This window comes from Novosphingobium sp. SL115, from assembly GCF_026672515.1.
GTDB lineage: Bacteria > Pseudomonadota > Alphaproteobacteria > Sphingomonadales > Sphingomonadaceae > Novosphingobium.
Genome location: NZ_JAPPRG010000002.1, coordinates 2,172,242 through 2,187,200, shown reverse-complemented (window position 1 = coordinate 2,187,200; position 14,959 = coordinate 2,172,242). Strand labels below are relative to the sequence as shown.

The window sequence follows — 14,959 nt, the reverse complement described above, 5'->3', positions numbered from 1 at the left end:
TTCTGTGGGAATCTGGCTGCCGGGAATCTGGCAGGTTTACCGAACGCCTTCCCTAGTCGGCGCAGCCGATGCCAGCAAGGAGCCGATTTCCATCATCAGCATGCTGGGATCAAAGTTGTAGATTGGCGCTTCACCCGCAAGCTTCACCAGGCGCGCGTGAGCATCGGCCAGACGTAGCTTGCCAGCGTCGTCCACGCTGTCCAGCGCGCGCACGACTGTCATCCGGGCGGCCTCGATCACCACTGAAATCCGATCACGATCAGGCCGTGCCCCAATCGCCCCCGAAAGCGCCGCTCGCAATGACAGGTCAGGATCACCCCGCGCGATCAGGTGCGCAAAAATCGTCTGCGCCTTCGCCAGCCCTTGCCCGGCAAAAACCAGCGCCGCGCCGGGCGATCCGCCCGCCACCGCCAACGCCGCCGCCCGCGTTTCGGCATCAAGTTCGGGCGCGGCATCATCCAGCGCGCGCGCCACTTGTGAATCGCTCAACGGATGAAAGCGCACGATCAGGCAGCGAGATCTGACAGTCGGCAAAATCCGACCCAAGGCATGGGCCACCAGCAAAAAGAACGTGCCAACCGGCGGTTCTTCAAGACTTTTCAGCAAAGCATTGACCGCGCTTTTTTCCAGCAGATCAGCTGAATCGATGATGATCGCCCGTCGCGCCCCCAGCGTTGGTCGTGTCACCAGCCTGCGCTGCATCTCGCGCACCTGATCGACCGAGATCGACCGCTTGGTCAGGTATGGCTTGCCATCGTCGCGCTTCTTCACTTCCTCATCATTGGCGGGAAGCGGGGTCAGCCGCAGAATGTCGGGGTGTGATTCAACCGGTGGCTGCGGAACGCCGGGTTCGGCCACCAGTTCTGCCGCAGCCGCGCGGGCAAAACTTGCCTTGCCCAGCCCTTCGCGCCCCGCCAAAATCCAGCCGTGGTGCATTCTGGTGCCCGCCAGCGCGGTGCGCCACGCATGCCACGCTTCATCATGCCCGATCATGCCAGGATTCCTGCCAGTGCCGCCATGATCCGGCCATGCACCTCATCCGGTGCGCCTTCGGCATCGATCACGCCAAACCGCGTCGGTTCCGCATCGGCAAAGGCGCGAAACGCCGCCGCCACCCGCGCGTGATAGTCCGCCCCGCGCCCACCGATGCGGTCGGCTACATCGCCGTCGCGCAGCGCCAGACGTTGTGCCGAAACCGCCGGATCAACCGTCAACAACAGTGTAAGATCGGGCAATAGCCCTTCGCTGCCAATGCGATGCAGATCCAGCACATCACCGTCGCAAAGGCCCCCGCCCCCGCCCTGATAGGCACGGCTGCTGTCCACAAAGCGGTCGCAAACCACCCATGCCCCGCGCTCGACTGCAGGCCGGATCAGCTTGTCCACATGGTCTGCCCGCGCCGCTGCAAACAGCAGTGCTTCGGCCCGCGCGCCCCAGCCCTCGCCTTCGGTCGAAAGCAGCATCATGCGGATCGCTTCTGCCCCCGCCGTGCCGCCCGGCTCGCGCGTGGTTACCACATCCAGTCCTCTGGCTCGCAAGGCATCGGCCAACAGCCGCCCTTGCGTCGATTTGCCAACCCCTTCGCCGCCTTCCAACGCGATGAACCGCCCCATCGTCATAGTCCGACCATTTCCAGCGCCCCGTTGCGCAGCCGTGCCAGCGGGCCACCTTTGGCCACTGCTTCACCGGCTACCAGAGGTAGCACATGGACCGGTTCACCCGGCACCCGCACCAGCAGGCTGGCCACAGTTTCACCTTTGGCAATCGGCGCTTTCAGCGGCCCCTTATAGCGCAGTGAAAGCGTATATCGGGCGGTTTCCCCGCGCGGCATGGTGACCGAAAGCGGCCGTGGCGCGACCAAGGCCACATTCCGCGCTTCGCCACCCTGCACCACGGCATTGCCAACCGCCGCACCTTTGGCAAACAGCGGTTGCGCCGCCCATGCCGAAAAGCCCCATTCCATGAACAGCCGCGATTGTTCGGCGCGCGCATTGGGCCGGTCATATCCACCCAGCACCATCACCAGCCTGCGACCTTTGCGTTCGGCAGACCCGACAAAACCGTATCCTGCCTCGTTGGTGAATCCCGTTTTGATCCCGTCCGCGCCTTCGGTGCGGCCATACAGCGGGTTATGATTGGGTTGGGTGATCCCATTCCAGGTCATTTCCGCGTGCCCATAAAACCGGCGATACAGATCGGGATAGCGGGTAATCAACGCCCCGCTCAACGTGGCAAGATCGGCCGCGGTGACATATGTCTGGCCTTCATCCATCCATCCGTTGGGCGTGTTGAAATGGCTGTCGCGCATGCCAAGGCTGGCTGCGGCCTGGTTCATTGCGCCGGTGAATGCAGGAACCGACCCGGCCGCACCTTCGGCCAGCACCACGCAGGCATCGTTGGCCGATACCGTCACGATCGCTTCGAGCAATTCTGCCACCGTAGGGCGGGAATCCGCAGCCAGAAACATAGTGCTACCGACCCCGCGCCACTGACGAAAAGTTTCAGGTCGCACAGAAATGCGCTGATCCAGTCGCAACTTGCCCTTCGATATCAGATCGAACGCGACAAAACTGGTCATGATCTTGGTGATCGATGCCGGGACAAACCGCCGATGGGCATCGCGGGCATATAGAATGCGGCCCGATCCCACATCCATCATCAAGGCAATCGGCGCGTCGATTTGCGGCATCGACGCCTGCGTCAGTGCCAGTGGCGGCGGCACGGCGGCCGATGTAAGCCCTGACCATGGCATCACACAGGCCGCGAAACAGGCAGGAATCGCAACAAATTTCAGGCGCAACGCAGCATTTCCCCAAACTCTAAAGGGGCCGCCCGCACCCTTGCGGTCAGGGAGCGGTCACGACCTTCGCGTCGGCATAGCCCGCCGCGCGCGCCTTCGCCAGCGCTGCGTCAGTCTCGGCACGATCCTTGTTCGGCCCGATCCGCACACGCCACAGCTTACCCGCAGAGGAAACGCTTCCGCCAACCGCACCGGCAACCTTTTCGGCTCGATCCTTGCTGGAATAGGCGCCTACTTGAACATATCGCGCAGCGGTTTGCACCTTTTGGGTGACGTCCGCTTTGCCCACAGGCTTTGGCACGGCCTGCGATACTGGGGGCTTCTCAGGTGTTGCCGCAACCGGCGCTTTAACCTCAGGTTTCGCCGCCGCCGCTTTCGGCAGGGCCGGTTTGACTGCGGGTTTGGTCGCAGCCTTGACCACAGCTTTTGCTTCAGCCACCGGCTTTACCGTCTGCTTCGGCAGCGGAACGGGCTGATTCAAAACCTGCGGCACTTCCGGCTTGGCGGCAGGAACGCTCACCGTAACCGGCGCAATGCCGAGCTTGCGGCGTAGCGCGCCCAACAGACCCGGCGGCGTATCCATTCGCACCGGAGCCTGCGTCCCGGCGCGCAACAGTGCCCGCTCCGCCTCGGGTGGATTTACCCGGCGCACCCGCACTGGCAGGCGCACATCAGGCGTCTTTCCCAGTTGTGCCCATGCCGCTGGCGACAGCGCAACCAGATCACCTCCGGCTACCGGCCCGCGCCGCGTCAACCGCACTAGAATCGTCCGCCCGGTTTCCAGCGACGTCACCTCGACATAGCTGGGAAGCGGCAAAGTGCGGTGTTCGCCTGCTACACCATCGCCATCCGCGCCGACATGGGCAAAGCCGACCGAATCATAATTCAGGGTATCGGCCGGGGTATAAGTGACCCCATCGACGACAAACGGTTCGCCAAGAACCATCGGATAATCACCCGCTGGCCCCAATGCGGCACTCCCGGAAACAGCCGATTTTCCCTGTGCTTCGCGGGCATAGGCCCCGCCACTGGCCAGCAGCGCAAGCGCTGCGGAAACGGCAATCAAGCTAGCGGCTGATTTCATCTGCAAGAAGCCCCACGGACAATGCGTAAAAGTTCGAGCAGTTGTAATCGAGGATAACTCTATAATTTCCGGTTAGCAGATAAGCAGTCCGCCCGCGCCCATCCGGCTCAAGAAGGCTTGCCATCACATCGTCATCTACCGGCCATGTGCCTGATCGGGGCGCAATGCCAAGCGCACGCCATTCGCGCATGGTTTTCCAACCGGTGTGGCGTTCAAACACCCGCTCACATCGCGGGCTTTTCAACGTCGTGCCAAGCTGCGTGCGGTCCACGCCATCAGGTACGGTCACGGCAAAGCCCCATGGCTGCCCCGTCCGCCACCCGGCATCACGAAAGTAATTGGCGATCGAGGCCAGCGTATCGGCCCGGCTGTTCCAGATGTCGGCCAACCCGTCGCCATCGGCGTCCTGTGCCACGCGAAGATAGACCGACGGGAGGAATTGCGGGTTGCCGAATGCGCCTGCCCAACTGCCAACCAGTTTGGAACGTGGCACACCACGGTCCACCATCTTCATCGCGGCAACAAATTCGTCGGCAAACAATTCGCGCCGTCGCCCTTCATAGGCCAGCGTGGCCAGCGCGCGCGGCAGATCGAAATTACCGGTATATCCGCCGTAGTCGGTTTCATGCCCCCAGATCGCCAGCATGATCGGCCCCGGCACGCCATAACGACGCTCAATCTCGCCCAACTGGCCTGCAACCGCTGCATATTGGCGCCGTCCGCGCGCAATCCGCGAAGCATCCACATGCTGGCGACGATAAGGCTCAAACGCGGGAATCACCCCGCTTGATGATCCGGGCTGCGCCCGATCCAATTGAATGACCCGCTGATTCAGCGTCAGACCCTGCATCATCGCAGAAATCGTTGATTCCCGAACGCCTTCACCCCGCGCCCGCGCGGCCAAAAGCTGCAGATATCCCTGAAATCCAGCCTCTTCGGCATCCACCTGCGCCACAGCAGGCCCTGCAAGCCCCAACATCAGCGCGACCGCAAATGTGGCCCGCAATGCCTTTATACCTCTCAAAAAATTCATATCCCGGTGTCGCACAGACAAGAACCGATGGGAATCCCCTTTGCGTCCGGAACGGAACGCGCTAACGGCGAACCGTTCCGGCAAAGCCATGGATCGAACCGATTCATGGCCCAGCGTCAGCGCGGACAGGTGGCCGAGTGGTTTAAGGCAGCGGTCTTGAAAACCGCCGTGGGTGGAAGCTCACCGTGGGTTCGAATCCCACCCTGTCCGCCAACGCCTCTTTCCGGGCATCACCGATGCACTAAGGTTACATGTTCATAGCGCCGATGAGTTTGAGCGTTTTTACAGTCACATCTGCGGCTGAACGCCCCTCCACGGTCAGAATTTCAACTTTTTTTGCTTGTCTGGATCCTCGAAACGCACTGTCCGTCAAACCTCATCTCGGTCGTCGATGGTCCATTGGGGACGTCGTCGCCGAATGATATACGTGGCATCCGCCTTTGTTCGGCCTTCCTCTTGCCGCTCCCCTCGATACTGGCCTGGATCTACCGTCAATTCGTAGGTCGTTATCGTTTCGCGAGAGTGGGCATCCTTGAAGATTATCTGCCGCTTCCCAAGGTCAAAGGAACAGCAGGCATTCTTCTCCAGTCTCTACCGCCCCCGCCGGATCTCATTGATGACGTGCCCCGTACAGGCCAGCACGGTGCCAATCACCAGCGCTGCCAGTGTTCCGGCATGCAACATACTGCGTAGCCCCACGGCATTGATGTCAGCTCCGCCTGCATGCGGTGCCACGTTGACCGACCACGAATAGATCGTCGCAATCACGCTGACTTCGATAATCATCCAACCAGCTGGCAGCAGCAGGCTTCGCTCCGGCCTTGGCCGTTCCTGTTCTATTTTGCCAAAAGTCAGCCCCGACCGCATCAGCGGATCATCGCTTTGCACCACTGGTCTTGGCTGCGGCTCTTTCAGGCCTACAGCCAGCGCCAGCCCGATCGACACCAGCGCCACCATGGCGACAAGCATATATGCTGGCAAATCCATGGCATTTTACTCCTCTGGTGTTGCGGCTGAAGCCGCTTCACGGACGGGCTTTTCACCAGCCGTCGGTGCAACCCACACGTTTTGTTTCACAACCTGCGGACGTGAAGATACGAAAAGCTGCGGTGGCTCGTGCTTGCGCCTGACTGTTTTGCTCCTTAGCCTGGCAATCAAACCTATCCAGAATCTCATAGCGCCCCCGCTAAAGATGAATGTAATTTTTCGGATAAGTATTTGATTTTATTGCAACGTGAATGCGCAAACTCGCGCTTGAGGTCAGAAACTGACAACACAGTCAGAGCGGCATCGCGCGCCCTCACCTGCCAACTATCGGGTAAACCTGCGGCGTCCGATGCGATCCTTCGTCAAAGCTACTTCAAGAACGACGCTGTGAAAGCCATTCTGCCCTTCTTCCACCAACATCACCTTGGCCGTCGCCCCGTGACCTTCAAAATTGATCGCCGTGTAAAGCCAGTTGCTTTTGGGCACGTAACCAAGCGTGCGCCCTAGGAACGTCACGGCCACAATCGCTCTTTTATCGTTCGGATTGTCCGGCTCGGACAGCAGCTTGACCAGTTCACCGACGCAAAGGGATTTTACCGCGCTTTGATACTGCTGTTCATCCACCAGCCCCACCCGATATGTGCCGGGCAGCGCATCCTGACGGACATCTGGCGGTTCTGCCACGAGGTTTGATCGCGGCGCGCGCATGCGATTGCGCGCCTGAGGCTCTTCATGCTCGATTGGCTTGCCAGCCAGTCCGGCCAGCAGCCCCTGCCAAAAGCCCATTGAGCCCTCCCGATAGCGTCACCATGAATACGTGAAGTTCATGTAAGTAGCTGTTAATACGGGAAAGTCGGTGCGCGATGTCACATTTTTCGAACAGGAACTGACAGAGCGGTAAGTTTTCCTGCCCTGGAGAGCCCTCCGAGACGAAAGAAATGTGGGTAGTTCGCTTGCGTCCGGCGGCACACGCCACGATTAAACCGGCCCGTCACGATTTCTCGGACGGGCCTTATTATGTAAACCGTTCTAGACTAAGCCTCTTCAGACTCGGGTATTTCCAGCGCTTTCAGGCACATGTCGTCACGCGATACATGCTGTCCCGGCTTGCCCGTTGAGGCAACGCGCCATTCGTCCTGCCATGGCGTTGGGTTGATTGGCTCTTCGATCTCATATTCCATCGCATCTCTCCTGCGGACGTAACCCGCAGGGTTAGTCCGCGTTCCTTGGGATGCGGCAGAGCGTTTTGGGCGGTCGGTTGCCGCCTGTCGTGATGCACAAACAAAAACGCGGGCAGGTTTCCCTGTCCGCGTTTTGTTATTTTGCACCAATGCCTTGGCGGCAGGTCAGATATGAATGGCCCGTCCGTAAGCTGCCAGCACGCTTTCATGCATCGATTCGCTGATGGTCGGGTGCGGGAACACCGTGTGCATCAGTTCGGCTTCGGTGGTTTCCAGCGTCTTGCCCACGACATAGCCCTGGATCATTTCGGTCACTTCTGCACCGATCATGTGAGCGCCCAGCAGTTCGCCGGTCTTGGCGTCGAACACGGTCTTCACGAAACCTTCCGGCTCGCCCAGCGCAATCGCCTTGCCGTTGCCGATGAACGGGAACGTGCCCGCCTTCACGCTGTAGCCTGCTTCCTTCGCCTTCGCTTCGGTCAAGCCGACGCTGGCGATCTGCGGGTGGCAATAGGTGCAGCCCGGAATGTTGCCGCGATCCATCGGGTGCGGGTGGACATCCTTGTTGCCCAGTTCCGCTGCGATGGCTTCTGCCGCAATCACGCCTTCATGGCTGGCCTTGTGCGCCAGCCATGGTCCCGGCGTCACGTCACCAATCGCCCACAGGCCCTTCACGTTGGTCCGGCCATAACCATCAATCGCAATAATGCCGCGCTCTGCCTTCACGCCCAACGCTTCCAGCCCGATGTTTTCGGTGTTCGGCGCGATGCCCACGGCGACGATCACATGGCTGTAATCGCCCTCGGCAACCTTGCCGTCCTTGCCCTTGATCTTCGCCTTCACCCCCGATGCGCTGACGGCAAGGCTTTCCACGCCCGCGCCGGTCATGATCTTCATGCCCTGCTTGGTCAGCGCCTTTTCAAGGAACGCCGAAACGTCGGCGTCTTCCACCGGCACCACGCGGTCCATCATCTCAACGACGGTAACTTCGGCACCCATATCGTTGTAGAAGCTGGCAAATTCTATGCCGATCGCACCCGAACCGATAACCAGCAGCTTGGTCGGCATCACCTTTGGCGTCATCGCGTGGCGATATGTCCACACACGCTCACCATCGGCCTTGGCAAAGGGCAGATCGCGCGCCCGCGCACCGGTAGCGACAATGACATGCTTGGCGCTGATCGTTTCGGTGCCTTTATCGCCGGTCACTTCCACGCTCGTCGCGCTTTTCAGCACGCCCGCGCCCATGTGAACGGCGATCTTGTTCTTCTTCATCAGGTGCGTGACGCCCTGATTCAGCTGCTTTGCCACCCCGCGCGACCGCTTGACCACCGCGTCCAGATCAGCCCGGATGTTGTCGGCGGCCAGGCCATAGGACGCGGCGTGCTTCATATGGTTCAGCACTTCGGCAGACCGCAGCAGCGCCTTGGTGGGAATGCAGCCCCAATTCAGACAGATGCCGCCCAGATTCTCGCGCTCGACAATCGCGGTCTTCAGCCCAAGCTGCGCGCAGCGGATCGCCGCGACATAGCCGCCGGGGCCGGATCCAAGGACGATGACGTCGTATTGTTCAGCCACGCAATTGCTCCTGTCAGTCTTGTTGCGGCAAGGGCCGCGGTTTGCGGTCTTCGTCGATGGCGACGAAGATAAATCTGGCTTGGGTAACCATCTGGCGGTCTTCGCCAGTGCGGGCGCGACGCCAGGCTTCGACATCGATGGTCATCGATGTGCGTCCTTTGGCGGCAAGCGATGCATAGACCGACACTTCATCGCCGACGTGAACGGGATGATGGAATGTCATCCCGTCAACCGCAATCGTCGCCGCACGCCCTTGCGAGGTGCGCGCGGCAACAATGCCCGCCGCCATGTCCATCTGCGCCATCAGCCATCCGCCGAATATGTCTCCCGACGGGTTCGCGTCCGCTGGCATGGCGGTGATGCGAATGGCCGGTTCGCCTATCGGTAGCGGATCGCCCACTAGTGCGCCCCTGCGACTTGGATCAGGCGACCAAGCCCAGCGGATTCTCGATCAGGTTCTTGAACGCCTGCATCAGTTCGGCACCATCGGCCCCGTCAATCGCGCGGTGATCGAAGCTGCCCGTGGCTGACATGACCGTGGCCACTGCCAGCGCGCCATCGACCACATAGGGACGCTGTTCACCCGCACCAACGGCCATAATCATGCCCTGCGGCGGATTGATGACCGCTTCGAACTGCTTGATGCCGAACATGCCAAGGTTCGACAGCGATGCCGTGCCGCCCTGATATTCGTGCGGTTGCAGCTTGCCTTCGCGCGCCTTGCCGGCCAGCGCCTTCATTTCGGTCGCAATCGCGGACATAGACTTGTTGCCGGCATCCACGATGATCGGCGTAATCAGGCCCGAAGGCGCGGCCACCGCCACCGAAACGTCAGCGCGGGTAAAGCTGCGCAGTTCGTCACCTGCAAAGCTGACATTGCACTTGGGCACCTGCACCAGCGCCCTGGCCAGCGCCTTGATAATCAGATCGTTGACCGAAAGCTTCACGCCCTGCGCTTCCAGCGCCTTGTTCAACTGCCCGCGCAGCTTCAGCAGCGCGTCGAGTTGGATATCCACGGTCAGATAGATGTGCGGGATCGTTTGCTTCGCCTCGGTCAGGCGGCGCGCGATGGTCTTGCGCACATTGTTGAGCTTCTGCGCTTCGTAAGGAATGCCGAAATCGGGCACCGATGCTGGAGTCGGCACTGCGGCAGGCGCTGTCACCGGAACCGATGGCGCAGCGGCCGCAGCAACAGGCTTTGCCCCTTCAACGTCCGCTTTCACAATGCGGCCATTGGGACCAGACCCCTTCACGCCTGCCAGATCGACGCCCTTGTCAGCGGCAATCCGCTTGGCCAGCGGCGTTGCAATCACGCGGTCGCCCTTGGGCGCAGCAGCAGGCGCCGCTACAGAAGGAGCAGCGGGTGCAACGGCCGCAGGAGCAGGCGCAGCCTCGGCAGGCTTTGCCGCCGCGGGGGCTGCAGCAGGCGCAGGTGCGCTGGCATCTTCGTCCTCACCCGCGATTGTGGCGATGACGGTGCCCACTTTCACGCCTTCGGCGCCTTCGGCCACGTCGATCGAAACGATCACGCCTTCGTCCACCGCTTCAAATTCCATGGTGGCCTTGTCGGTTTCAATCTCGGCCATGATGTCGCCAGAGGAAACCTTGTCACCCACCTTCACCAACCACTTGGATAGTGTCCCTTCCTCCATCGTCGGGGAAAGGGCGGGCATCTTGATGGCGATGGGCATGGGCGTTTTTCCGTGTCCTGATTTGCGCAAGGCAAAGGTCGCCGTAACGGAAACCTCTCCTGCATCATTTCTCAGCTCCATTTCACCAGCATGGCGCGTCGGGTCAAGTGGCTTGCCGCTTGCACCGCATACGAATTTGCCGATACGTGGGGATCGGAAGGATCAAAACCATGTCGCAGCGCATCTACCTTGTCATTATGGACGAGACGGACGAGGCCCGCGCCGCCTTGCGTTTCGCCGCGCGCCGCGCCGTGCGGACCAGCGGCACGGTACATATTCTAGCTCTGGTGCCCCGTCAGGAATTTGTCGCGTTCGGTGGCGTGCAGGCAACAATCGAGGAAGAAGCACGCGACCGCGCCGAAGTTCTGGCCATGACCGCCGCAGGCAGCGTGGCAACCGAATCCGGTCTGACGCCGGTCATCGCCGTTCGCCAAGGCGATGGCCCACAAGTCGTCCGCGGCTATCTGGCTGACCATCCTGAGGTTTCGGCGCTGGTTTTGGGCGCAGCAGGCGGCAGCAATCCCGGCCCGCTGGTCACCCACTTTGCCGGAATCGCTGGCCAGCTTCCCTGCCCGTTAATGGTCGTTCCCGGCACAATGGCCGAAGACGATATCGACCGTCTGAGTTAACCGCTTATTTCTTCCGCCCTTGATGGCGGATGTTCGAAGGGCGACCTCGCTTGCCGGGCGTATAATTGCCCTGCTTGCGTGGCTTGTGTTCCATACGACCACCGCGCCGTTCTATCCGCTGCACGCCCTCGGCCACGTTTTCCGGTTCAAACTTCAACGCCCCGGTCAGTGGATTGGCTTCAGCCAGACGCAGCTTCAGGATCATGCCAATGGCAAACTCCTCGCCGCTCAATTCCCCGATCAGGCGCTGCGCCTTTTCATCAAAGCCAAATCGTTCTGCGCCCAGCGTTGATACCGGCACCAGCCCATCGCCACCCAGACCGATGATCGTGGCAAACAGACCGAATTTCTGAACCCCTGTGATGCGGGTAGAGAACACCTCGCCCACGCGCGTTGAAAGCCATGCTGCCACATAGCGGTCAATGGTTTCGCGCTCGGCTTCCATCGCGCGGCGCTCGGCAACGCTTAGCGCTTCCGAAATCCGTCCCAGATCGCTGCGGTCACGGTCTGAAAGACCGGACGTTGATGGAATATCCGCCTCAGGCCGCGGCTGTTCCAGCCCATAGGCATCGACCAGCGCGCGATGCACCAGAAGGTCGGAATAGCGGCGGATGGGCGACGTAAAGTGGGCATAGCTACCGAGCGACAGCCCGAAGTGCCCGGCATTGCGGGGGCCATAATAGGCCTGCGTCTGGCTGCGCAGCACGGCTTCCATGACCAGCGCCTTTTCCGCCTCGTCGCTCACGTCCTTCAACATGCGGTTGAATAGCGACGGCGTGATGACCTGCCCCAGCGCCAGCTTACGCCCGAACGTGGCAAGGTAATCCTTCAGCGCGATCAGCTTTTCACGGCTCGGCGGTTCGTGAATGCGATAGACCACTGGCGCAACCTTGGCTTCCAGCGCCTTGGCCGCCGCCACGTTGGCCGCAATCATGAAGTCTTCCACCACGCGATGGGCGTCCAACCGTTCTCGAATGGCGACTTCGGCAATCTTGCCCTGTTCGTCCAGCACCACCCGCCGCTCCGGCAGTTCCAGCGCCAGCGGATCACGGTCGTTCCGGGATTTTTCCAGCAGTCGCCATGCCGCCCACAGGTTGACCAGATGTGGTGCGGCCTCATCCGCATCAATCCGCCGCTGCGCTTCTTCATAGGCGATCACTTCGGCAATCCGCACCAGCGCGCGGGTAAAGCGCCAGTCCTTTATCCGTCCTTGGGCATCGATGGTCATGTGGCAGACCATTGCCGCACGATCCGCCCCACCTTTCAACGAACAGACATCTGCGCTCAACACTTCGGGCAGCATCGGCACCACGCGGTCGGGGAAATAGACCGAATTGCCGCGCTTGCGGGCTTCGCGGTCGATCTTTCCGCCCGGACGCACATAGAAGCTGACGTCGGCAATGGCGACAACTGCACGGAAGCCGCCCTCGCCATCAGGCTCGGCCCAGATCGCATCGTCGTGGTCGCGCGCGTCCGCCGGGTCGATGGCGACAATCGGCAAATGGCGAAGGTCTTCGCGGCGGTCCTCGCTCAGTGGCAGCGCGGCGGCGACTTGCGCCTCGTCCAGCGTTGCTTGCGGGAAGGCAAAAGGAATGCCGTGCTTGTGAATGGCGATCAGACTGAATGCGCGTGGCGCCAGCGGATCGCCCAGAATGCCGGTCACTTTCATGCCGGCACGCGGCGAACGGCCCGCAGGTTCGGCAAGAACAAGCTGCCCGGCCTCTGCCCCGCCAAGGTCGGAAATCAGCACGGCATTGCGCACGCGCTTGTCCACCGGCGCCAGCCAGCCCTTGCCCGCGCCGTCAATTTCGACAACGCCCAGCAACTGCTCATCTTCCACGGCCAGCTTCTTCATCGGATGGGCCAGCCAGCCCTTGCCTGCTTCCTCGGTGCGGGCCAGCACGCGGTCGCCCACTTTGAGCGCGGCGTTGCGTTCTCGCGTCTTGCCGCGCGGTTCGACGATGCGCAGGCGCGGCGGCGGGCTGGCATCATCGGGCTGCCACGTTTCGGGAATGGCAATCGCCTCGCCCTCGTCAATTTCGACGATGCGCAACACGGTTACGCGCGGCACTCCGCCCATCGCATGAAAAGCGCTGCGGTTACCGTCGATCAGGCCCTCTTCGGCCATGTCCTTGAGCAGCGCTTTGAGCGCGATCTTTTCTGTGCCCCGAAGGCCAAATGCCTTGGAAATCTCGCGCTTGCCTGCCGGTTCATCGGACTGCGCGATGAAATCCAGCACCTGTTCGCGCGTGGGGAGGCCTTGGGGATATTTGTGTTTTACCATCCCGGCCATGTGGTCCCTTCGCCCCCCGATGGCAAGCACCATCAGGGGACGGGAAAGGGATCAGTAGGAACGGGCGATCAGGATCTTTTCAACCGCCGGTTCTCCCGTGAAGGGACAAACGCCGGTCGGCTTTTGCGCATCCAGTGGGGTATTGCGGATGGTCAGCTTCAGCGCCTTCAGCTGCTCCACAACCTTGTCCAGCGCCGCGCCAGTTGGCTTGGACCAGCCCATTTCGACCCAGCCCGGAAACTTCGTGCTTTCAGCGAAATAGGCGGCAAGGCCGTCAAGATCGGTCACATCGCGCACGATCTGCGCATCACGTCGTTCGCGCGCCTGCGTATAAAGCGCCGCCTGAACCGCTTCCAACTCGCCAGATGCGGCCGCGATAAAGTCATCCTTGGCCTGCCCGACAAAGTTGGGCTTGGCATCGGCACGCCACAACTGGTCACGGCGCAGCACCGAAACCTGCCCGCCTTCGGCATCACGCCCGCCGATTTCCAGAATCAGCGGCACCCCCTTCTTGACCCATGCCCAGCGCTTTTGCGTCGCCTTGCCCGGGCGCTTGTCCAGCAGCACGCGCACACGCTCACCAAAAGCGTTCTGCTTCAACAGCGCCTTGCGGATGTCTTCACAATACGCCAGCAGCGCTTCATCGCCATCGTTTTCGCGCAGCATCGGCAGGATCACGATCTGCTGCGGTGCGACCTGTGGTGGCACCCGCAAGCCATCGTCATCGCCATGCGTCATAATCACGCCGCCGATCAGGCGCGTCGAAACGCCCCAAGACGTCGTGTGCGCCAAAGCCTGCTGGCCTTCCTTGTTCTGATATTGAATGCCCGCCGCCTGCGCGAACGTGGTGCCCAGATAGTGCGACGTGCCCGCCTGCAACGCTTTGCCATCCTGCATCATCGCCTCGATCGAGAACGTCTCGACCGCGCCAGGGAAACGCTCGTTTTCCGGCTTCGGCCCGGCGATCACCGGCATGGCCAGCGGACCTTCGGCAAAGGCGCGGTACATTTCCAGCGCGCGCAGCGTTTCGCTCATGGCGTCGGCTTCGTCGGCGTGGGCCGTGTGCCCTTCCTGCCAAAGGAATTCGCTGGTGCGCAGGAACATGCGCGTGCGCATTTCCCAGCGCACCACGTTGGCCCACTGGTTGACCATCAGTGGCAGATCGCGCCACGATTGCACCCAGCGCGCCATGGCCGCGCCAATCACCGTTTCCGATGTGGGGCGCACCACCAGCGGCTCTTCCAGCTTCGCTTCGGGATCGGGCGTCAGCCCGCCCTTGCCGTCCGACACCAGCCGGTGATGCGTAACGACCGCCATTTCCTTGGCAAAGCCTTCAACGTGTTCGGCTTCCTTGGCAAAATAGGACAGCGGAATGAACAGCGGAAAATAGCAGTTCTCGACGCCCGCGTCCTTGATCTCGGCATCCATCAGCTTCTGGATGCGTTCCCAGATGCCGTATCCCCATGGTTTGATGACCATGCAGCCGCGAACGCCGGATTCCTCGGCAAGTTCGGCTTCGGCAATCACGGCCTGATACCACTGGGCGAAGTCTTCGGTGCGCTTGACGTTAAGCGCGTGCTTGATAGCGGGCTGGTTCATGGGGACGCGCGTTAAGCCCCAAATTCATTTCCCGCAATGCCCAGTTTCGGTGCCGGGGATTGCGGGAAAGGATTGGCCAGCAAA

The 14,959-nt window shown here is 61.3% G+C and carries 14 protein-coding genes and 1 tRNA gene; 2 read left to right on the top strand and 13 right to left on the bottom strand.

Annotation, left to right across the window (positions count from 1 at the left end):
- Positions 1–36: 36 nt before the first annotated feature.
- From OVA07_RS12055 to OVA07_RS12035, 5 genes are all read right to left on the bottom strand, one after another.
- On the bottom strand, positions 37–993 hold the full coding sequence (locus tag OVA07_RS12055) for a DNA polymerase III subunit delta' (RefSeq protein WP_268171665.1): 957 nt from the start codon (positions 991–993) through the stop codon (positions 37–39).
- On the bottom strand, positions 990–1,619 hold the full coding sequence (gene tmk, locus OVA07_RS12050) for a dTMP kinase (protein WP_268171664.1): 630 nt from the start codon (positions 1,617–1,619) through the stop codon (positions 990–992). The genes OVA07_RS12055 and tmk overlap by 4 nt, the downstream gene beginning before the upstream one ends.
- Positions 1,616–2,752 carry a D-alanyl-D-alanine carboxypeptidase family protein gene (locus tag OVA07_RS12045; protein ID WP_442789671.1) on the bottom strand — a complete coding sequence of 379 codons (1,137 nt, stop codon included), beginning with the start codon at positions 2,750–2,752 and terminating at the stop codon, positions 1,616–1,618. The genes tmk and OVA07_RS12045 overlap by 4 nt, the downstream gene beginning before the upstream one ends.
- Positions 2,753–2,846: 94 nt before the next feature.
- Positions 2,847–3,884, bottom strand: a complete 1,038-nt coding sequence (locus tag OVA07_RS12040; protein WP_268171662.1) for an SPOR domain-containing protein — start codon at positions 3,882–3,884, stop codon at positions 2,847–2,849.
- Positions 3,868–4,863, bottom strand: coding sequence for a lytic murein transglycosylase (locus OVA07_RS12035; protein WP_268172698.1), 996 nt, complete (start codon positions 4,861–4,863; stop codon positions 3,868–3,870). The genes OVA07_RS12040 and OVA07_RS12035 overlap by 17 nt, the downstream gene beginning before the upstream one ends.
- Positions 4,864–5,040: 177 nt before the next feature.
- Here OVA07_RS12035 and OVA07_RS12030 point away from each other — a divergent pair.
- A tRNA-Ser gene (locus OVA07_RS12030) sits at positions 5,041–5,130 on the top strand.
- 378 nt (positions 5,131–5,508) lie between these two features.
- On the opposite strand, the gene OVA07_RS12025 is transcribed toward OVA07_RS12030, so the two are convergent.
- The 6 genes from OVA07_RS12025 to OVA07_RS12000 form a co-directional block, all read right to left on the bottom strand.
- Positions 5,509–5,904 carry a hypothetical protein gene (locus OVA07_RS12025; protein WP_268171661.1) on the bottom strand — a complete coding sequence of 132 codons (396 nt, stop codon included), beginning with the start codon at positions 5,902–5,904 and terminating at the stop codon, positions 5,509–5,511.
- A gap of 324 nt (positions 5,905–6,228) precedes the next feature.
- Positions 6,229–6,690 (bottom strand): HIRAN domain-containing protein, encoded by a 462-nt coding sequence (locus OVA07_RS12020; protein ID WP_268171660.1) that lies wholly within the window; start codon positions 6,688–6,690, stop codon positions 6,229–6,231.
- Positions 6,691–6,938: 248 nt separating this feature from the next.
- Entirely contained in the window at positions 6,939–7,085 is a 147-nt protein-coding gene (locus OVA07_RS12015; protein ID WP_268171659.1) for a hypothetical protein, read from the bottom strand.
- Positions 7,086–7,250: 165 nt separating this feature from the next.
- A complete protein-coding gene (gene lpdA / locus OVA07_RS12010; protein ID WP_268171658.1) occupies positions 7,251–8,663 on the bottom strand; it encodes a dihydrolipoyl dehydrogenase in 1,413 nt (470 codons plus the stop codon).
- A 13-nt stretch (positions 8,664–8,676) separates the two neighbouring features.
- Complete coding sequence (locus OVA07_RS12005; protein ID WP_268172697.1) at positions 8,677–9,015, bottom strand: acyl-CoA thioesterase; 339 nt, start codon at positions 9,013–9,015, stop codon at positions 8,677–8,679.
- 70 nt (positions 9,016–9,085) lie between these two features.
- Positions 9,086–10,354 carry a pyruvate dehydrogenase complex dihydrolipoamide acetyltransferase gene (locus OVA07_RS12000; protein ID WP_268171657.1) on the bottom strand — a complete coding sequence of 423 codons (1,269 nt, stop codon included), beginning with the start codon at positions 10,352–10,354 and terminating at the stop codon, positions 9,086–9,088.
- A gap of 170 nt (positions 10,355–10,524) precedes the next feature.
- Between OVA07_RS12000 and OVA07_RS11995 the strand changes: the two genes are divergently transcribed.
- Positions 10,525–10,983, top strand: a complete 459-nt coding sequence (locus tag OVA07_RS11995) for a universal stress protein (protein ID WP_268171656.1) — start codon at positions 10,525–10,527, stop codon at positions 10,981–10,983.
- 4 nt (positions 10,984–10,987) lie between these two features.
- Here the strand turns inward: OVA07_RS11995 and OVA07_RS11990 are convergent, their stop codons facing one another.
- Both OVA07_RS11990 and proS read right to left on the bottom strand, forming a co-directional pair.
- A complete protein-coding gene (locus tag OVA07_RS11990) occupies positions 10,988–13,267 on the bottom strand; it encodes a ribonuclease R family protein (protein WP_268172696.1) in 2,280 nt (759 codons plus the stop codon).
- Between the two features lie 60 nt (positions 13,268–13,327).
- On the bottom strand, positions 13,328–14,875 hold the full coding sequence (gene proS, locus OVA07_RS11985) for a proline--tRNA ligase (protein WP_268171655.1): 1,548 nt from the start codon (positions 14,873–14,875) through the stop codon (positions 13,328–13,330).
- Positions 14,876–14,959: the final 84 nt, after the last annotated feature.